At 68.1% G+C, this 18,175-nt stretch carries 21 protein-coding genes; 10 read left to right on the top strand and 11 right to left on the bottom strand.

What is annotated here, in order from left to right:
• Positions 1-2 precede the first annotated feature (2 nt).
• The gene (locus J2W20_RS11610) at positions 3-332 is read left to right on the top strand and encodes a CHY zinc finger protein (RefSeq protein ID WP_307006767.1); all 330 of its coding nucleotides are present in this window, start codon (positions 3-5) and stop codon (positions 330-332) included.
• Between the two features lie 347 nt (positions 333-679).
• Here the strand turns inward: J2W20_RS11610 and J2W20_RS11615 are convergent, their stop codons facing one another.
• Positions 680-922 (bottom strand): hypothetical protein, encoded by a 243-nt coding sequence (locus tag J2W20_RS11615; RefSeq protein ID WP_307006768.1) that lies wholly within the window; start codon positions 920-922, stop codon positions 680-682.
• 304 nt (positions 923-1,226) lie between these two features.
• Here J2W20_RS11615 and J2W20_RS11620 point away from each other — a divergent pair, with 304 nt between their 5' ends.
• Positions 1,227-1,346, top strand: coding sequence for an excalibur calcium-binding domain-containing protein (locus J2W20_RS11620; RefSeq protein ID WP_307006769.1), 120 nt, complete (start codon positions 1,227-1,229; stop codon positions 1,344-1,346).
• Positions 1,347-1,390: 44 nt separating this feature from the next.
• Here J2W20_RS11620 and J2W20_RS11625 read toward each other — a convergent pair whose 3' ends face one another.
• Entirely contained in the window at positions 1,391-2,068 is a 678-nt protein-coding gene (locus J2W20_RS11625; protein WP_307006770.1) for a hypothetical protein, read from the bottom strand.
• Positions 2,069-2,247: 179 nt separating this feature from the next.
• Here J2W20_RS11625 and J2W20_RS11630 point away from each other — a divergent pair, with 179 nt between their 5' ends.
• The gene (locus tag J2W20_RS11630) at positions 2,248-2,817 is read left to right on the top strand and encodes a hypothetical protein (protein WP_307006771.1); all 570 of its coding nucleotides are present in this window, start codon (positions 2,248-2,250) and stop codon (positions 2,815-2,817) included.
• A gap of 121 nt (positions 2,818-2,938) precedes the next feature.
• On the opposite strand, the gene J2W20_RS11635 is transcribed toward J2W20_RS11630, so the two are convergent.
• From J2W20_RS11635 to J2W20_RS11645, 3 genes are read right to left on the bottom strand one after another with little or no spacing between them, the layout of a single operon-like run.
• Positions 2,939-3,700 (bottom strand): IclR family transcriptional regulator, encoded by a 762-nt coding sequence (locus tag J2W20_RS11635; protein WP_307006772.1) that lies wholly within the window; start codon positions 3,698-3,700, stop codon positions 2,939-2,941.
• Between the two features lie 44 nt (positions 3,701-3,744).
• Complete coding sequence (locus tag J2W20_RS11640; protein ID WP_307006773.1) at positions 3,745-5,067, bottom strand: MFS transporter; 1,323 nt, start codon at positions 5,065-5,067, stop codon at positions 3,745-3,747.
• Positions 5,068-5,099: 32 nt separating this feature from the next.
• A complete protein-coding gene (locus J2W20_RS11645; RefSeq protein ID WP_307006774.1) occupies positions 5,100-5,513 on the bottom strand; it encodes a cupin domain-containing protein in 414 nt (137 codons plus the stop codon).
• 129 nt (positions 5,514-5,642) lie between these two features.
• Here J2W20_RS11645 and J2W20_RS11650 point away from each other — a divergent pair, with 129 nt between their 5' ends.
• From J2W20_RS11650 to J2W20_RS11675, 6 genes are all read left to right on the top strand, one after another.
• Complete coding sequence (locus tag J2W20_RS11650) at positions 5,643-6,572, top strand: DUF6282 family protein (RefSeq protein WP_307006775.1); 930 nt, start codon at positions 5,643-5,645, stop codon at positions 6,570-6,572.
• A complete protein-coding gene (locus J2W20_RS11655; protein WP_307006776.1) occupies positions 6,572-7,339 on the top strand; it encodes an HpcH/HpaI aldolase family protein in 768 nt (255 codons plus the stop codon). The genes J2W20_RS11650 and J2W20_RS11655 overlap by 1 nt, the downstream gene beginning before the upstream one ends.
• Before the next feature lie 161 nt (positions 7,340-7,500).
• A complete protein-coding gene (locus J2W20_RS11660) occupies positions 7,501-8,319 on the top strand; it encodes a DUF429 domain-containing protein (protein ID WP_307006777.1) in 819 nt (272 codons plus the stop codon).
• Positions 8,320-8,479: 160 nt separating this feature from the next.
• The gene (locus J2W20_RS11665; protein ID WP_307006778.1) at positions 8,480-9,190 is read left to right on the top strand and encodes a DUF6994 family protein; all 711 of its coding nucleotides are present in this window, start codon (positions 8,480-8,482) and stop codon (positions 9,188-9,190) included.
• Positions 9,191-9,383: 193 nt separating this feature from the next.
• Complete coding sequence (locus tag J2W20_RS11670) at positions 9,384-9,989, top strand: hypothetical protein (RefSeq protein ID WP_307006779.1); 606 nt, start codon at positions 9,384-9,386, stop codon at positions 9,987-9,989.
• A gap of 316 nt (positions 9,990-10,305) precedes the next feature.
• Positions 10,306-10,758 carry a hypothetical protein gene (locus J2W20_RS11675; RefSeq protein ID WP_307006780.1) on the top strand — a complete coding sequence of 151 codons (453 nt, stop codon included), beginning with the start codon at positions 10,306-10,308 and terminating at the stop codon, positions 10,756-10,758.
• A 21-nt stretch (positions 10,759-10,779) separates the two neighbouring features.
• Here the strand turns inward: J2W20_RS11675 and J2W20_RS11680 are convergent, their stop codons facing one another.
• On the bottom strand, positions 10,780-12,024 hold the full coding sequence (locus tag J2W20_RS11680) for a hypothetical protein (RefSeq protein WP_307006781.1): 1,245 nt from the start codon (positions 12,022-12,024) through the stop codon (positions 10,780-10,782).
• 79 nt (positions 12,025-12,103) lie between these two features.
• On the bottom strand, positions 12,104-12,691 hold the full coding sequence (locus J2W20_RS11685) for a hypothetical protein (RefSeq protein ID WP_307006782.1): 588 nt from the start codon (positions 12,689-12,691) through the stop codon (positions 12,104-12,106).
• A gap of 147 nt (positions 12,692-12,838) precedes the next feature.
• On the opposite strand from J2W20_RS11685, the gene J2W20_RS11690 reads away from it, so the two are divergent.
• A complete protein-coding gene (locus J2W20_RS11690) occupies positions 12,839-13,303 on the top strand; it encodes a hypothetical protein (RefSeq protein WP_307006783.1) in 465 nt (154 codons plus the stop codon).
• Between the two features lie 8 nt (positions 13,304-13,311).
• Here J2W20_RS11690 and J2W20_RS11695 read toward each other — a convergent pair whose 3' ends face one another.
• From J2W20_RS11695 to J2W20_RS11710, 4 genes are read right to left on the bottom strand one after another with little or no spacing between them, the layout of a single operon-like run.
• Complete coding sequence (locus tag J2W20_RS11695) at positions 13,312-14,874, bottom strand: SIR2 family NAD-dependent protein deacylase (RefSeq protein ID WP_307006784.1); 1,563 nt, start codon at positions 14,872-14,874, stop codon at positions 13,312-13,314.
• 53 nt (positions 14,875-14,927) lie between these two features.
• On the bottom strand, positions 14,928-15,572 hold the full coding sequence (locus J2W20_RS11700) for a hypothetical protein (protein WP_307006785.1): 645 nt from the start codon (positions 15,570-15,572) through the stop codon (positions 14,928-14,930).
• Positions 15,573-15,582: 10 nt separating this feature from the next.
• Positions 15,583-16,599 carry a hypothetical protein gene (locus tag J2W20_RS11705; protein ID WP_307006786.1) on the bottom strand — a complete coding sequence of 339 codons (1,017 nt, stop codon included), beginning with the start codon at positions 16,597-16,599 and terminating at the stop codon, positions 15,583-15,585.
• 46 nt (positions 16,600-16,645) lie between these two features.
• A complete protein-coding gene (locus J2W20_RS11710; protein ID WP_307006787.1) occupies positions 16,646-18,175 on the bottom strand; it encodes an ADP-ribosylglycohydrolase family protein in 1,530 nt (509 codons plus the stop codon).

Here is an 18,175-nt window from a genome sequence, read left to right on the forward strand (position 1 = left end):
AGGTGAGCGGGGAAGCACGGGCCGTGCCGGTCTTCGGCGCCACCGTGGACGACCAGACCCGCTGCGTCCACTACCGCACCGAGGTGGACGTGGTGGCCATGAAGTTCGCCTGCTGCGGGCGCTACTACCCGTGCCACCTCTGCCACGCGGAGGACGCGCACCACGAGGCCCGGACCTGGCCGCCGGAGCAGTGGGCGGAGCCCGCGGTGCTCTGCGGGGTCTGCAAGGGCGAGATGGCCATCGCGGAGTACTTAGCGACGACATCGTGCCCGCGCTGCGGGGCACTGTTCAATGAGCGGTGCGCGGCGCACCGGCACCTGTACTTCGGGTGAGGAGACGCGGACGACGGCGGGCGCGCACCCGCCGTCGTCCGCTCGCCAGTTCTGTCGGTGTTAGCGCGCAAAGTGGCCCCATCGCGCAGGATTCGCCCGTGTTTCTTCAGGTGATGACTCTCGCCTAGCACTCTGCGGAGTTATTGGCGCACGTCGCCCTCGGTGTGATTCTTCATGACCACTCGGCCCTTCGGCCCCTCGGTCTCGCGATGGCGCGGTGGCACCTCTGCTCAGGCCTGTCCCCCGAACCCCGGGGAAGCGCTTGGATAATGCCTACGCAATGCTGGGGTGTGCGACCCGGATCGGCGGCACCGAAGCGAAGGGGCAACTCGGACTTCTGTCTTCAGTCACCGGCGCTTCTTCTTCTTCAGGTCCAGTATGACGTGGTTGGAGGACGTCGTAACGGCGGTCTGCTGGACATAGCTGACGCTTTTTGCGGCGACCGCATGCCCCGCAAGGGCTGTAGCCGCCGGGACGGCGCCGACACCGGCCCCCGCCACGGAGAGTGCGCAGGCGGCCAGGGCGCTAACGACTCGGTGCCTGATGCTCCTCGGGTGGCCGGTGAAGGTGGTTTCTTCGATGGCGGACATGGCAACGCTCGATTCATCCGTGACCTATTGGCACCATCATTGTCGGGCGCCGGAAGGTGCCATTGAATACGCATTTGTGCGTACAGCAGGGGCTCCCCTCCTCTTCATCGCCAGCTCGAACCGTTGCGCAGCCTGCGGTAACTGAACGAGGTCGACCGGGGGGACGAGGACGGCTCCTTCCCGCCGCCGTTCGCTGGTCTGTGACGAAGGGCGGTGACGCGACGAGGCCGAGGGCAGCCCTGGCAAACGTGGACGACGAGTCCGCTCGTACTGGTGGTACTCGGCCAAGCCGTTCGCACCCGCCATGGAGCGCGTTAGCTCTCCGAGCCGCCCGCGCACCGGCGCGGCCCCGCTGTACGCGGGCCGGCCCGGATACCGCATCGACCTTGACCGTGACCACGATGGGGTCGCCTGCGAACGCTAGAGCCTCGAGGTGGTCCTTAGGACCCCGCTCACTGACGACGACGGTCAGCTGGCATGCTTCCAGGTCCGCTCGGCATTGCGCTTGAGAACCGCGAGCATCCGGGCCTGCATGACCCACACGATCGGCGGGAAGATCCACTCCGCGAGCAGCCAGCGGGCTGCTCGCGGCCGGAAGGTCTCGTAGCCGCCGATCACGAGGCGCGTCCTACCGCCAGGGAGCTCCTTGAGCTGGAAGCCCCAGAGGCCTTCCGTGTAGGCCGAGGGGCGAGGCTGCGCGGGGTCGAGCCGCCGCCCCATGAGGTCGCTGAGCCCGTGGAGTCCGAGGAAGCGGTTCGGCTCGAGGACGGCGACGGTCCAGGCGTCCACCGCTCCGTAGCGCTTGGTCCAGTACTTGACGGTGTCGCCGAGCTTGAGGTCTTGCCATTCGGGATGAATCCGGTCGGCGCTCGGCCGGCCGCCATTGTCGAGCCGGTCCCACGAGTACCAGCCGCCACGGTCGCCCCCGAGCTGGACGAGCCAGGGCCAGACAGCCTCCGGCGGCGCATCGACCGTCACGGCCATCGTCGCGCCCCGCTCGCCGTCGGGGACGATGTCCGCCCCCGGGTAGGGGCCGCTGACCTCGGCACGGCTCGCGCCCCAATGCCTGAACAGCGGGCGGAGGGCTGCGAGGCAGGCGATGGCCGCCGCAGCGGACGCGCCGAAGGCGGTGAGCACCTTCTTCATGCGTCCAGCGTCCCGAGCGACCCGCGGGGCCCGCAAGGGGACAACGTCACCGCATGGTGCAGTTCCGTCTACAGGCCGCAGCTACCTCCGGGATTCCGAGAGGTGCGACGGAGCGCGACACCGAGTCAGAGTGGGGCGCCATGGCGCGAGGACGCTCGATGCTCCCTTATGGTGACCGGGTGGATGCACAGCAGAACCGACACGTCGTCGCAGCAGGAACTTCGACGACCACGGACGCGCTCCGAGCGATCCCGAACTTCACAGTCGGCGACGTGCTCACCCGGATTGGTGCGCGCCATCATCCCCCGATCGGGCTGGAGGACTTCCTCCTGATCCGGCATACCTTCGTGCCAGGCGATCCCGAGCAGTTGCAGGGCCCCGGAGACGTCACCGCCGAGCGGGTTCTCGGGAACACCAGGAAGCAGGCTCATTCGACTCGGCTGATCCCGGAGACGCCCCCGAAATACTGGGTGATCTTCATCGCCGATGGTCAGCGGAGGTCCCGCCTCTGGAGCGTGTTCGAGAACAAAGGCCTGGCGCCTGGCGAGCAGGGCGGCCCTTGGCGCGTCTTCGACCTGCGTCCCTGTGACCTGCTCGCCCCGTTGGAGGGCCGGCTAGTCATCGAGTGGAACAAGAACGCAGTGCTGTGGTGTCGGAAAGCGATCAACGCCGCAGACCTGCCGGTGCTGGAGCTCGGCGAGGGTGACGATGTCTCCTTCCCCTGGTTCAACCGGGTGCTCCGCTCCTAGGACGAGCTGGGACACTCCGGAAAGCCCCGGTGGCCGACCAGCGCGTCGCTCTCATGTACGTGCCCCTGACCGGTGGGTCCCCCAGAGGCGAGTCACCGGCGTCGTGCGTGAACCAGAAGACCTACGCCGCCGTCGACGCCCCGAGCAGCCCCGACAGCGCGGCCGCGGAGGCCTTGAGGTCGGGGATGTGCCGCCCGTCCGCCGCGGTGTCCAGCACCCCGACCGGGGCAACGAGGGCGAGGGTCGCGATCACGCTCCCGCCGGCGTCGAACACCGGGGCAGCGACCGCCGCGACGCCGTCGATCACGGCCTCGCTCACCGCGAACCCGACAGCCAGCGCCTCGGCGAGCTTCCGCTCCACCTCGCCCCGCGCGGCCCCGAGCTTCGCCAGCGCCCGCTCCCGCACGGATGGCGACCCCCACGCGAGGAATGCGAGCCCCTGGGCGGACTGCGGCCCGAGCGGCGCCCCGATCCGCACCGTCATGTTCACCGACTTCCCGGCCGGCTCCTTGGACGCGACGGCCACGGCGCTGGAGCCCGTCCAGAGCCCCAACACCGCGGTCTGGCCGGTGCGCTCGGCGAGCGCGGCCAGGAGCGGCTCGGCCACGTCGATGATCTTGGGGCCGGTCAGCATCGAGGCGGCGATGCCCATGATGAGGGGCCCGGGCCGGTAGTCGTTGTCGTTGATCCGCTGCAGGAACCCTTCGGAGGCGAGGGACTGGAGGTAGCGGTGGGCGGAGGTCCGCCCGATCCCCAGTTCCTCGGCGACGTCGTTGATGCGCACCTCGGTGCGGTCGGAGCTGAACATCCGCAGGATCTGGGCGCTCCGGCTCACCACCTGCAGCCCGCCGGCCGGCGCGGCGTCATCCCTCTCCGTTGGCATAGCCCACACTCTAGCCCGTGAGCTGCCCCGCGCCGGCGCGGCCGTCACGGCTGGCGCCCGACGGCGACCGTGTGCTCGGCGAGGTTGCGGTCCTTGGTCTCGGGCCCCCACAGAGCCCCCACGATGAGGCAGATCCCGCCGACGGCGAGCAGCACCGTGGGCGTGAGCTTGAGCGGCATGAGCCCGGAGAGCGCGGCCATGTAGAAGGCGTAGAACGAGGGGATGATGAGCGCCAGGGAGTAGCCGACGCCGTACCCGGTCGCCCGGATCTCCACGGGGAACCGCTCGGACATGTAGGCCCCGATGGCCCCGAACGCCGGCACTCCCAGGAGCGCGATCGCGGCGACGGCCACGGTCGCGGCCCAGAAGCCCCTGACCGCCCCGGAGGCGAAGAGCACGAACAGCGGGATCGCCAGCAGCGAGCCGACGCCGCACAGGACGAAGAACGGCCGGCGCCCGATCCGCTGCGAGAGCATCCCGAACAGCGGGTATGCCACGGTCACCACGGCGAACGCGATGATCATCAGGGTCGAGACCTGCACCGCGCTGAGCCCGGTGGTGGTCGCGATGGTGGGCGGCAGGATCACGATCGAGGCATTGGAGGAGAACCACACGCCGGTCATGAGCAGGAACGCCTGCGCGAGCGGCTTCCGGTTCGGCCCGGCGAGGAGCTCCTTGAACGGGTTGACCCGCTTGGTGGAGGTGTTCTCCCAGGCCGGGCTCTCCTCGACGCCGCGGGCGTAGGCAATGGCGAAGCCGATCGAGATGACCGCGCCGACGATGAACGCGATCCGCCAGCCCCACTGAGAGTAGGCCGAGGCCGGGCTGCCGGCCGGGGCGAACGTGAGCACGAGCAGCGTCAGCGCCGAGATCACCACGTAGGAGGACGGGAACCCGAGCGCGATCAGGCCCGCGTTGCGGCCCCGGTTCCGCTTGGCCGAGTGCTCCATCGCGAGCGGCACCGCGCCGGTGTGCTCGCCGCCGAGGAACACCCCGCCGATGAACCGCAGCACGATCAGCGCAACCACCCCGGCGATCCCGACGCTCTGGTAGCCCGGCAGCGCGGCGATGAGCCCGGTCGCCACACCCGCGCCGGCGACGGCGACGACGGTCGCCTTCTTGCGTCCCACCTTGTCCCCGAGCCAGCCGAAGATGATGGACCCCAGTGGGCGCGCCACCAGGGTGGAGGCGAAGACGAGGCCGCCGAGGATCGCCGTCGTGCCCGCATTGATTGAGGCGGGGGTGAAGAACGCCATCGCCGGGGCGAGCGCGATCACCGGCAGGTAGATGTCGAACATGTCGATGAAGAACCCGGCGCTCGCGCCCACTACGGCGCGGCGCTCGTGGCCCGAAGCTGCGCTGCTCACGGTCCCAGTGTGGCCGTGCAGGGCAGGCGCCGTCATGACTGCGCCCCGATCGTGAGCGGCTCCCTGTTGGCCAGGTTCGCCACCCACGCGGTGAGGTGGGCGTAGTCGGCCCGCGGCGGGACGAAGATGTCGATGTTCACGCACGGGCCGGAGGTCACGTCGATGTAGTGCTCCTTGCCGCGCTCCACGAGCATGAGGTCGCGCGGGCCCATGCGGTGGGCCACGCCGTCCACGTAGTAGTCGGCCTCGCCCTCGAGGATGAACACGAGCTGGTCGAAGTCCTCGTGGGAGTGGGGGCGGAGCTCGAGGCCCTTCTCCACGGTGTTCCACACGATCATGACCTCGTCCGTGGCGTAGGCCTTGCGGGTGATGCCCGGACGTGCGACTTCGAGCGGCACGTCGTCGAAGCTGACGACCTCCGAGTAGAGCGATTCGTTGAGGGACACCACGATCTCCTTTGACCTTGTGTTCCGTTTTTCGGAACAGCTTGTGCGCAATGTGGAACGAGCGTAGCATCGTGATCACGGTCACTGTCAATGCCCCTCGAGGGCAGAACCAACGGAAGGACAGCAACGATGCTGAAGCCCGAAGGCCACGAGCCCGTCACCATCGACGACCCGGAGGTCGCCGCGATCCTGGACGGCGCCGTCGACCTCCACGTCCACCCGAGCCCCTCGCCGTTCCCGCGCCGGCTGCCCATCGCCGAGGCGGCGTGGCAGGCGCACGAGGCCGGGTTCCGCGCGATCCTGGTCAAGAGCCACCACCACTCGATGGTCACGGACATCCGCGCGGCGTCCGAGGCGCTCGGCGGCCTGCCGATCCCGGTGGTCTCCGGCGTCGCGCTGAACAACTACGTGGGCGGCCTCAACCCGTACGCGGCCGAGCTCGCGCTCGCCCAGGGCGGCCGGATGGTCTGGTTCCCCACCATCTCCTCGCACGCCCACATCTGCGTGCACGAGGCCGAGGGCCAGAACATGCGCTTCCCCACCAACAACCTGGGCCTGCGCCACACCACCGAGATCGGCATCCTCGACGCCGAGGGCGCCCTCAAGCCCGAGGTCCTGGACATCCTCGAGGTCATCAAGGCGCACGACGCGATCATGTCCTGCGGCCACCTCGACGCCGACCAGACGGAGCGGCTCATCGAGCAGGCCTCCTCCATGGGCATCAAGCGGATCCTCGTGAACCACCCGAACTTCGTGATCGGCGCCGAGCCCGAGCGGGTGCGCCGCTGGGTGGGCCTCGGGGCGCGGATCGAGCACTCGATCTGCCAGTACGACGACCGCACCTCCTTCTACCAGTGGGGCCTCGACACCCTGCTGGGCTTCGTCAAGGCCGCCGGCGTGGAGAGCACGCTCCTCGGCTCGGATCTGGGCCAGGCGAACAACCCGCTGCCGGTGGACGCCTACGCGCGGATGGTCCGCGGCCTGCTGGACGCTGGCGTGTCCAAGGAGGACGTGCGCCGGCTCATCGCTGACAACCCCGCCGACCTGCTGGGGATCTGATGTCGCTGCCTGTGTCTTTGCGCGAGCTGATGGCCGAGCGCCCCGTCCTCGGCACGTTCCTGAAGATCCCGCGGTTCGAGATCGTGGACATCCTGGCCCTCTCCGGCTTCGACTTCGTGGTCTGCGACTACGAGCACTCGCAGATGTCGGTGGGGGAGGCATGCGACGTCGTGCGGGCCGGCCTCGCGCGCGGCCTCCCGGTCCTGGTGCGGGTCCCCGCCCTGGACAGGGGGGACATCAACCGCCTGCTCGAGGCCGGCGCCGCAGGGATCCAGCTCGCCCGCGGCTCCGGCGCCGCGGCGGGGGAGCTGCGGAAGCTGGTCTCGTACCCGCCGCTCGGGACCCGGTCGGTCTCGCTGGCGCAGCCGGCGGCGGACTACGGCATGGGGGTTTCGCTGGCGGAGCACTTTGAGCGGTCCAACTCGACGGTGCTGGCCGTGGGGCAGTTCGAGACCGCCGACTACGCCGACGGGATCGACGCCGCGATGGCCGCCCTGGATGTGGCGTTCATCGGGCCCGTGGACCTGTCGGTGGACCTCGGCACGCCGGGGGAGCTGGACTCGGCGCCGATGCGGGCGGCGGCGGAGGCGATCGAGGCGGCCGCCGCTTCGCGTGGGGTGCCGATGGGGATTTTCGCGGGCTCGGCGGAGGCCGCGGCCGACGCCGTGGCGCGCGGCTACCGCTACATCGTCGCCGGCTCGGACCTGACCATGCTCGGGGGCGGGGCCAGGCAGTTCAGTGGGCTGCTGCAGCCAGTCGGTGGTTGAGCGAAGCCACGGTGGTTGAGCGGAGCGAAGCGGAATCGAAACCACGCCGACGGCGGGTGCGCACCCGCCGTCTCTGGGTTCGGGTCTGCTGGGCGGGAACCGCCTGATCCCAGGTGGTGCACCTGGTTGACCGCGCGTTCCCTGAGATGAACACTCAGGGGATGGCGACCGTGGCGGTGGGCATCGACGTCGGGCTACTCGCAGGCAGGGGGCTCGACCTCGTCGCCTTGGACGTCTCACGCGAGGTCCTCCACACCGCGAGGCACCTCCGGGACCTCGATGAGCTCGCACGGATCGTGAACGCGATCTCGCCTGACGTCGTCTGCATTGACTCGCCGTCGCAATGGGCGGTTCCGGGGCACCGCCGTCCTACCGAAGTGGAATTGAATCGCCGCGGAATCAATCTGTACGCCACGCCTTCGGCCGACCAAGCCAGTCCTTTCCATAGTTGGATGAAAGACGGGTTCAGGGTCTACAGCGCCTTGGCCTACCGGTATCCGCGGTACACCGGCGGGGAGGTCCTTGGAAAAGCAGCCGAGTACTACCCGCATGCCTCGGCAGTCGCACTGATGGGACATGTCGGAGTGTTCACCGATAAGGCTCAGATCCGTCGAGAGTTGCTGACCGAGCAAGGGGTGGACACCGATTTGCTCGTAGGCCTTGACCAGGTCGACGCCGCACTGGGGGCGCTGACGGGGCTCATCGCTCTCGAGGGACGGCACTCGTGGGTCGGCGACGGAAGTGACGCGATGCTTGTCCCCGTCCAAACGTTGGCCGAGAGATACCGCCGCGACGAGACCTCAGCCCGGGAACGGACTGTGAGTGATTCTGCGGATAAGCCCATCGCGTCTGATGCGGTCCGCGCCGCGTGTCTGTGCGGCTGCGGCAACTTGCCAGCGGGGCGCCGCTCCCGCTTCATGCCCGGCCATGACAACCGTGTGAACCCAGCAACGGGCAGAAGGTGGAACGAATTGCCCTGAGCCCTTGTGCGAGTTCCTCGGCATCATCGTCGCCCTCGGCGCCACTGGGCACCCGCGGTGGTCCGCAGACGACGAGAGGTGCGCGACCGCCGTCGTGCATCTATCTGCACAAACAGCGAGCCACCCTCATCGACGCCGATAATCTGGCTATATTCCGGTCATGTGCGCCCTCTGTGAAATTGACGTCGACTACTTCTTCTTCGATGACACGCCGCCGGACAAAGACCCCGACAGCCACAGCCCCACTCTTCGGCGATATCACCAGCTCCTCTGGAGCAAGCCGCTCCCCGATGGACGCCCCTTCGAACTCCATCCCGGACGGGCCCTCTCGCCCTACCTCGTGTACGAGGCGGACGGCACACGCATCGTCCTCGGAAGCGACACCATCGCGACCCGTCACCGGCGGAAGCTGTTCCGCCTCTACGAGCAGCTCCCGAAGGAGGTCAACGACGCGTTCCTGCGCCGCTCCTACACAATCTGCGGCTTCATGGTCTTCCCCGTCTCGCGCGGCAGCATCAACCAGAACCGCGGCACCCACCCGCGGATCCAGGACCGGTGGGACCTCACCCTCGAAGCGATCAGGCGCTTCTACGACGGCGGCCCGAGCCCCTTGGCCTCGACCTTGGACCGCCATGCCGGCTTCTTCGAGCTCTTCGGCTCCTTCGCCGGGTATGTCGACCACTTCGTCCTAGGGGACTTCATCGACGAGCGCGGTGCGGTGCGCTTCCTGCTGCCCTTCGACGACTTCAAGACACCGGCACTGCCCTCGGACCTGCCGACCTACGAGCGCTACCGGAAGAACAGCCTTGCGTTATTCGAGGCACGGCGCCTGAGCATCCTGAAAGAGATCGAGCGCCGCTGCACCGACTGACGCCGGTGACTCTGTCACCCGCACCGCCCTGACTGGACGCGCTCAGGGACGCACCACGGCGGGCGCGCACCCGCCGTCGTCCCCTCGGTTGCGCTCCCGGGACCCTTCGAGGCGCGGGCCGCAGTCCCGGCGCCCTCAGGTCGGCGCGCGGCGAACCCGACCTCTGCGAGCGCAGCGTCGGTACTCGGGCGACATGCCGCCCGAGCTGAGCAATACGTCGTTCATCGGCCGACTCCTGGAGGAGATCTCCCGGGAGACAGCCGTTCGGTACCGCAGCGGCGGCCGCCGCCTCGAGAACGTCCTGACGGCTGAGGTCCTGATGCCGCTCTCCTACCTCCCGAGGGACGTGTTCCTCGGAGAAGTGCTGAGGAGCGCCAACGGTGCCGATGCCGCACGCGCCCTCGCAGCGGCCGAGATCGAGGCCGCCGAGGTTGGTCTCCTCCCCGGTGAGTTGACCCCGCTGCTCGGGGTCACGGTCCAGCCGGACGCGGAGCTCTCGGGACCGTCGAGCTACGTGCTCATCGAAGCCAAGCGCCAGGGCAGATCGTCGTTCCAGCCGACGCAGCTGGCCAAGGAGTTCGTGGCGGCGAAGGCTGCCGCGGCGGATCGCAGGCCGCTGGTGCTGCTCATCCTCGGTGCACCCCCGCCCGCCGCCGTGAGGGGGTACGGTTCGCTCATGCCCGAGGACGCTGTCGCTGATTACCTCCCGGCGGTCACGGGGACACCGGCGGCCGAGACGGACCGGGATGCGGTCACCCGAGAAGCCCTCGACACCATTGCGTGGACCACGTGGGGCTGAGATTGCTCGAGTGACTGTGGGACAGCGCGAGCTCTTCTTGGACGAGGGCCATGCCCCCGCTGTAGCCCGAACAGTCGAGCGCCTCGCCCAGTCGGTTGTTCAGGCTGTGACGTGGCGTTCCTAATCAGGCTGGGGTCTGAGTCGAAGGGAGTCAGTGCGCCGCGCCGGCCTCGTCCTGCCCACCGCTCTAGGGCCGACCTTCAAGCTTCGGTTGGCTCAATGAGATCCGTCTTGGGTGAATCCGGATCTCAGCTCAACGGCATAATCGGAGCCGTCTGCTCTCGTGATTTTGAAATGTGGCTTCCTAGAATTACTCATGGCGACAGAAACCTTCCTGATGCTCTGGAATCCGGACACGTTCCGAGAGTTTGCAGCGGAGATCCCGGTGCTGCGAGCAGAGATCTCGGCAAATGGTACGGTCAGCGACTGGTGGTCTACCGGAACTCGGGTTCATGGCATCGAGGAGGGTGACCGAGTCTTCCTAGTCCGCACGGCGGTGAAGCCGTGGTCCGTCATTGCCTCAGGGCGTGCTTCTGGGACGGTTTATCATGCCCCTAGACATAGCGCCGATGAGGTGGGTTACAACAACAGGGTCCGGATCGAGTGGGACCACGTGCTCGACCAAGAGCACGCTATGCCGATCCCTGAGCAGGAGCCCGAGTTGTACGCCTACGTGACTAAGCGTCAAGCGAGCGGGAACAAGCTGAGTCCGGAATGGGCGGCGACGCTGAGCAAATATTGGGAGAGCCACCTTCGGCTGCACGCCTGACATCTCGCCCGGCGTCGACGTTCAGCTTTCCTCGGCGCGCTCCTCTTCCTTGATCGCCGCGCGGAAGGCCCGAACCCCGGTGGAGAGCCGGTTCTTGGTGGACTTGACGCGGTCGAGCGCATCGTCGCCCAACTGCTTTGCGGCGTCGACGCCCTCGGCACCGGTGTCGATCACCTTGTCCCTGACATCCGCAACCGCGTCAACCCATCGCTGCGTCTCGCGAAGCTCGATACTGCTCTCGATGCCTAGCCGCTCCTGGAAGTCGATGACGCCGGTGGCGGTGCGGTTGCTCGATGTCACCACCGAGCGCGCCGACGTCGGGTGCAGAAGCACCCTCGTGTTCGCCCACTTTGCGGCCGCATCAATCCGGCGCAGCATGTGCTCGGTGGTCTTTGAGATGAGCTTCCGTCGATTCTGCCGCGCGGTCTTGAGGCCCAAACGGTGCTCGTTGAGCTCATCCGGAGAGGCATCTAGCACTCGGTCAAGTTCTAGGACTGCAATCGCGTCCTGCAGCTGAAAGCACTGCGCAAGGATCGCAAGCCACTCGTGGACCTTGGACTCTACTTCCTTAGACACCTTGGCGAGATCCCCAATTTTGGCCTTGTCGTCGACCTTGTCCGCGAGTGCATCTAGCTGACGCAGCGCGTACCCCTGGGTCCGTGCGATGGTGGCAGACGTTGCCTGCACCTTTGACCACGTGACCTCGGAGACTCGCCCCACCTGGTCGCGGATGGTCATGGCCTCCTCGATGACGAAGTCCACGCCGATCATGTCCGCGAGTACCGCATCTTTCTGGGCGCGGAGGATGTCGTCGACCTTCTCGTCGATGGTCTTGAGATAGTCCGTGATCTCGTCCATGGTTTGCTGCACAGCGGCCTGTTGCATCTGGGCGGCGAGAAGTGCGAGCCCTGCAGGATTGGTGGCGAGAGCGGCTCCTCCGGCAAACTGCACGATGCCCTTGATCTGGCCGTTGGCTGCCTGAACCACACCAAGATTCAGGCCCGTCGTAGAACTCTTCATGAGCCCATACTTCTTGACGAGCTGAGCGGATTCCTCGGTGATCTTCACCCATCGGCCGGAGTTGGCCGACAGTTCCGAACCCGCCTGCGCGGCTGAGGCTGCGATCCCCAAGACCGAGCCCAGCTTTGGCCTCCTGAATTCACGCGAAGGAAGGCCCTCAGAAGCGAGGAATCGCTCGACTGCACCCGACTCCCCAATGACCGCCAGACCATCCCCGTCGCTGATCAGCTGAATGTCGTTGTCCACCGTCGGCTCCCCATGATGCGAATGATGCTCCCGGAGAAGTCCGGGCCCCGAGAGAATCTTACCGGCACGCGGCCGGGGTCTAGCGGACGACGGCGGGCGCGAACCCGCCGTCGTCCGCTCCGGCAGCGCGGCCTCCGACCGGGGCGCCGACAAGCCGCTTGAGCTCGGCTACTTCGGCGCTGAGGTCCTGGACTTGCCGCGTCACCCGAAGGAATTCGGCCTTTCGACGCTGGGCCACAAAGAAGCTCACCACGAGCGACGCGATGCATAGGGGCACCGCGATGGCGAAGGCCCAGCCCGCCGAGGCGAGGAAGCCCGCGGCCACGGGGAGGGCGGCCTGGACATCGTTGAACTCGTTCACGCCGTCCGCGAGTCCGCTCAGGAGCCCGTCCACGGGCTTCAGGAACTGGCCAATCATCGGGGTGCCGCCGAGCGTGGGAGCGACGAGCCGCTCGTGCGCGTCGCCGCCCCAGCGTCCATCTCCCAGATGGAACAGGACGTATACGCCGGCTGCGATATTGGCCGCGGCGAAGACGAGGACAGCGCCAAGGGCGGCCAGGTCAGGCCGACGGTACCGCCACAGGACCAGCAGCAGCCCGGCGACCACCGCCGCGATCCACGTCAGGTTCTTCAGCCACTCGCTGTTCACGCCGCTCAGAATGTCCATCAGATGATTCCCTCCCTCAAGTCCTTTGGAAGGCTACCGTGCCGTCGTACCGCTCCGCGGCCAGTCCGACCCTTCCGCGCCTGCGCGTCGGTCAATAGACTGCCCGCACGCTGATATGCCGTTCCCAGCGTTTGGAAGGAAGTCCTGATGCGGCAGGACCAAGCATGGACTCTCCCACGGCTGGAGAAGGAAATCGCTCAGGCTGCACCGGACGCGATTGATCCTTTTGACGCTTTCCTTGATGAGGCGGGGCGTCCCAATGTTTGCGTCACCGGAGTAGTCGAGCCCGCTGCCCGCATACCCATCAACGCGGATGGTGGCCGTCTTGGTTGGCTCTACGTGCGACTCTATGGCGGCCCCGACTCACTGCGATCCGGGGGTGTGGAGCTTGAGTTTGATCTCGGGCGAGCATTGGGCCACGGCCACGAAGCATTCGCTGAGAGGTTCATGCGCGACGTCGGCAACTATCCGGAATTCGCTGACGCGGCGCGCGAGTTCGCCGAGCGCGGCGCAACGGCGCGTCGCCCAAACGTCCCGCTGAACAGCTCAATTCCGGCTGAGACAATTCGCGCGGTAGTGCGACTTGCCCGTGGCGGCGGCACGACCGTATAGCGGCGGCCTCAACGTACTGGTACCAACGGTTGTTCGAGGATGCGAGCAGGGAGCCCGAGCCCTTCCAACGCCGTCTTTACGACGGCCCACGCGGGGCTGTCCGAGCCGCCATGCTTGGCAACGAGCGTGAGCAGATCCTCCCGCAGCTCCCGGTCGTGTGCAGCGAGGCTCTCGCCGTATTTCTCGGCGAGCAGATAGGTGTGCTCCTGGGTCGCATGGGCCATCATCGCGTCCAAGAAGATCTCGAGCCTGCGAGCAGCCACCCCGAAGTCGGCCTTGGCGACAGGATCCGGCGTCATGCGCACCATGGCGAGCCGGCCCTCCCAGGCCTTGGCATGGAGGCCGTCGGCGGCGACCATGATGGCCGTTCCCAGCTCGCGCTTGCCGCCTTCGGGAAGCGCCCGGTGCACCGCGTGGACGATCTCGTGGAAGTGGTCGTCGGCGAGGCCGAATCCCACGAACAGCAGATGGTGCGTCATGAGGTGAGCCTTCACCAGCGAAGACAGCGCTTCCCTGTTCGCATTGAAGCCGAGGTAGTCGTCTCGCGTCAGGACGATGGTCTTCGGCTTCTTCGCGTCCCCGTGCAGCTTCAGGAGCCAGCGGCCCTCTCCCGATTCGTTCGGGATGACGAAGCGCGGCTCGCCTGCGTCGTCGCAGGCCTTCTCGAACAGCCCGTCGTAGTTGAGCGTGATGGCACCCTCGGACGGCAAGGATGCCAGAAGCGCTGGCGCGAGTCCGTACCGGGGGACCTCCACACGCTCGGCGATGCTCGACCGGTAGTCGGTGGTGACTCCTCGCTCGGCATAGAGCGTTTCAAGGAGGCTTGCCTGATCGAGTGGGTTGAGGCTGCGGAGTTCCTTCAGTTCGTCCGCGGAGAGGTTCAGCGGGACGGCGAGGTCAGCGAGCAGTTCCGCCCACGAAGGGGCCCCGGCGCTCATGCTCACGCCCGCGCCCAGGAACGGCACGATCCGACCGAGGCCAGCCTTGCGGCCGAGTTCCTCCGCTTGGGCCCTGATGCCGGCATCCAGCTCTTCCCACCACTCGCCGGGATGGTCGCGGCGAAGCGCCTGGGCCAGGGTGTATGCGGCAGGATCGCGCACGACGACGGCGACGTCCACCGCTTTCTCCCTCGCCACCTCGCGGCTCGCCTCGAGCAGGGCACGCATCTGGGCCGTCAGATCCTCTGCAGAGCCGCCCGCGCTGCCGAGGAAGGGCAAGGCCAAGAGTCGCAATGAGCGTCTGCTGCTCGCTTCGGGAAGCGCCTCCAAAGCTGCCTGTGCGAAGGCGCGTACGCGTTCCCGCACCTGCTCGGGCCCCCAATGGTTGTCCGAAGGGACCGCTGTCGCGATCGGGATCGGCTCGCCGACCTGCAGCGTGGGCACTGCAAAGGCGAGGGTGTCCCCGCGCCGGAAGTCGTCAGGAGCGGCGTCGTCTGCACGACGATGAAGACCAGCATCGCGGGACATCCACCCCGGCTCGATCTCTACCCACCGATCCGTCGGCAGCAGCCAGGCATCGGCATTGAGATTCAGCAGGTCGGCGCGGAGGACGAAGACGTGGCCCGTGGTCATGAAGTTGTCGTATCACGCGGAACGCTTCGGACCGTGCTTCTGTCGACGGCGGCTCACCAGCTGAATCCTCTCGTCAGCCGGAATGACTGAAGTTCTAGAAGAAAGACGTACGAGAAGCCATCTCGCTCGTCCCACGCCGCGGTGGCATCTTGGGTGACCTCGATCAGGGGAAACTGATCGATCATGACCCGGAGGCCGTGGGGAAGAGGCACCCATTTCTTGCCATCCCTGAAGTAGAGGCGTCCCTCAGCCCTGACCTCCTTGAGCAGGGCGAGCGCCACCTTCCCCGTGGGTGCGAGGAAGAAGCGGACACCGTCTACAAGCCGTGTCCTATTGAACTCAACCTCGTCCACCGACGGGCTGTAGTGGTGGTTGTTAGGGTCTGGCTCTCGCCGGTAGATCACAGGGGACGGCTGATCTTCACTTTCCAGCTCGCCCGCTCGGTTCGTCGGGTCCGGGGCACGGCTCGGCCCAGCGGACTCCATCGCCCTGAGCTCTGCCTGAATGTGGGCGGTCCGCCGCTGGAAGCCCGCCTCCTGCTCCCACGTCGCCGCGACGTCCGCGTAGTGCATTCCGCCGTCCAAATACCGCGAGACATCCACCGGATTCTCGGCTGCGGCCTCCGTTACCTCCTGCGACCACTCAGAGTGGATACGCCCCAGTTCCGCGAGCAGTTCCCGGCGTAGTTCATTCGACATTTCTCGCCTCTCAGTCGGCCGAGCTTACAGAGCGAAGCGCATCGCCCCAGCTGCTGAAGACGTTGCGGATGGACGCCACGGACGGACGGGCCCGGCCAGCCTGTGCCTCGACGATGACCCACTCGTGGTAGCTCTCCACGGTCTTCTTCCGATCGGCATCCGCGACAAAGTCGCGCATGGCCACCCGGTAATCGTCCTCGGTGAACTTCAGCAGGCCCTTGGAACGTCCCCGCGCACTCGTCCCGAGGCCGATGGCAGCCAGGCCGTCATTCCACCCGCCGAACCGCTTCTGAACGGTCTGGCGGGTCGGCGGCCACGGGGTGGCGCCCTTGCGGGACTCGAAGCCCATGACCGTCACCAGCTCCTCCCGGAGGGTCCCGTACCGCTTCCCCGTGATCGTCGCGTCCGGATGCGCCTCGACGTGGGCCTGTGCGGACGCGACCACCCCGAGGATCGTGGCAACATGCTCAGGCTCGAGGGCGGCCTCGGCCAGCACCGACCGGAGCTCAGAGATGAGCGCCAGGGGAAGATCCGTGGCTGCGCGCTCCAGGTCGGGGGCGAGCCCGAGCTCTGAGCCGAGCAGGTACCAGATGCCGGCTGCAATGGCCTCGTCCGAGAAGATGTTGTCCGAGTCCTGCTTGTCGAACACGATGTCCGATTCCTTCAGCGCCTCGTCCGCGACGTCCGCGTCGATGGTGGGATAGACAGACTGGAGGCGCTCGATGGCCTCGGGCCGCGTTGCCCCGGTCGCCGCGATGCGACGGGCGAGCTGGCCGTACTCGAGGAGAAACGCGGCTCGCCCGGCCGCACTCGCGGACTCCCGTGCAGCCAGGCGTTGCTTCCGGGACTCCTCGGCGGTCGCCCCGCCGAGCTTCGCCACGATCTGGCGCACCCGCTCGCGGGTCACGCCGGAGCTGGCGCCGATGGACTCGAGCGTCTCGCCGGCGGCATACCTCTCGACCATCTGCGCATTGCGCTGCTGGAAGGTCAGCTCAGCCGCGATCCCCAGCTCAGGTGAGGTGCTCATGGTCAAACTCCTATCGCGTGGGTCCGACATTTCTCGTCAGCGGCACTCACAGGCCACGCAGCACCTCCATGAACGCCCGGTTCGGTGACGCAGCAGGCAGCACTGCCCGCACCTCCTCGAGCGCCTCCAGCCCAGAGACGCCGCGAACCTTCGCCCCGTGCAGCGCCGCCACGGTCGGCGTGCGCGACTCCATCCGCACGCAGTGGAGGAGCACCCGCTTGCCCTCGGCGCGGAAGGCTGCGACGGCGTCGGCCGCGTCCTGGAGCACGAACTCGAGGTGCGCGTTGTACTCCGGGACGGCCGAGTCGATGAGCCAGAACCGGGCGTGCTCGGCCGCCGGGACGCGGGCGTCCTCGGAGCCGACGCGGCACAGGCTCACGACGGCGTCGTAGTCGTCCCGCCGCAGGGCCGGCGCTGCGCCGAGCAGCACGCCCGGGTCGGCCGGGTGCTCGACCACCTCCGTGGCCGAGGGGGACACGTAGTCCGAGTGGTCGAAGCTGGCCGCTGCCGGCCACGCCCACGGGCGGCGCCCTTCCCCGTGCGCGAGCTCCATCCCCATCCGCTGCAGGTCCAGCGCACCGAGCCCCGGCCAGCCGTGCAGCCGCCGACGCCACTCGAACGGCACCGCCGAGAGCCCGTACGCCGCCCCGAGCAGGCCGCCGGCGATCGCGGCGACCGTGTCCGTGTCCCGCCCGCCGCGCACCGCGTCCTCGAGCGCGGCCCGCAGGTGCGCCGGCCCCGCGTGGGCCGGGGCGGTGGACGCGATGGCGCTCCACGCGCCCTGGAACGCCTCGACCACCCAGCCGTTGTTGGGGAAGTCGGCCGGCCGCGACGCCTCCGCCACCGCGATCCGCTCTTCCCACACGGCGCGCCGCTCGGGCGCCAGGAGCGGCAGCCCTGCCCGGACGTCCAGCTCGCCGGTCAGCACCGCGCGCCGGATCGCGAGGCACCACAGCACGCACGCGTCGGCGGCGTCGGGGTCCGCGTGCGTGAGCGCCGAGGCCTCCGCCGCGGCCCGGGCGAGCTCCTCCTCCGGCCGGCCCAGGTACGCGAGCGCCACCGGCGCCGTCCGCATGAGCGAGCCGTTCCCCGCCCCGCGACCCGTCCGGGCGAGGAACTCGGCGGCCGCGGCGGTGAAGTGCGTGGCGGTGACGTCCGCGGACGACGGCGAGCGGTCGCCGTCGGGTTTCGGCTCCGCTTCGCTGCGCTCAACCACCGGTTCTGCGGAAGCGAGACGGCGCGCGGCGGAGATGACGGCGCGGGTCTGGGAGCCCACGTCCTTCGCGTCTCGCGCCCAGGAGGCCCAGCCGCGCACGGCGGGGGTCCAGTCGATGGTCTCGCCCGCGGCGACGGCGGCGGCCTGGCCGAGGAGGCATTCGGCAAGGGGGAGGGCCATGGAGGTGTCGTCGGTCCACTCGGCGGGGGCGAAGCCGAAGGGGCCGCCGCCGATCATGGCGACCGGGGCACCGTCGGGGAGGGGGCTGCCGAACTCGTAGCCGGCGCCGAGCGCGTCGCCGGCGGCCATGGCGACGAGGGTGCCGGCGGCGCGGTCGTTCTGGAGAGGGGAGAGGTTCAT

This window comes from Sinomonas atrocyanea (genome assembly GCF_030812675.1).
Classification (GTDB): domain Bacteria; phylum Actinomycetota; class Actinomycetes; order Actinomycetales; family Micrococcaceae; genus Sinomonas; species Sinomonas atrocyanea_B.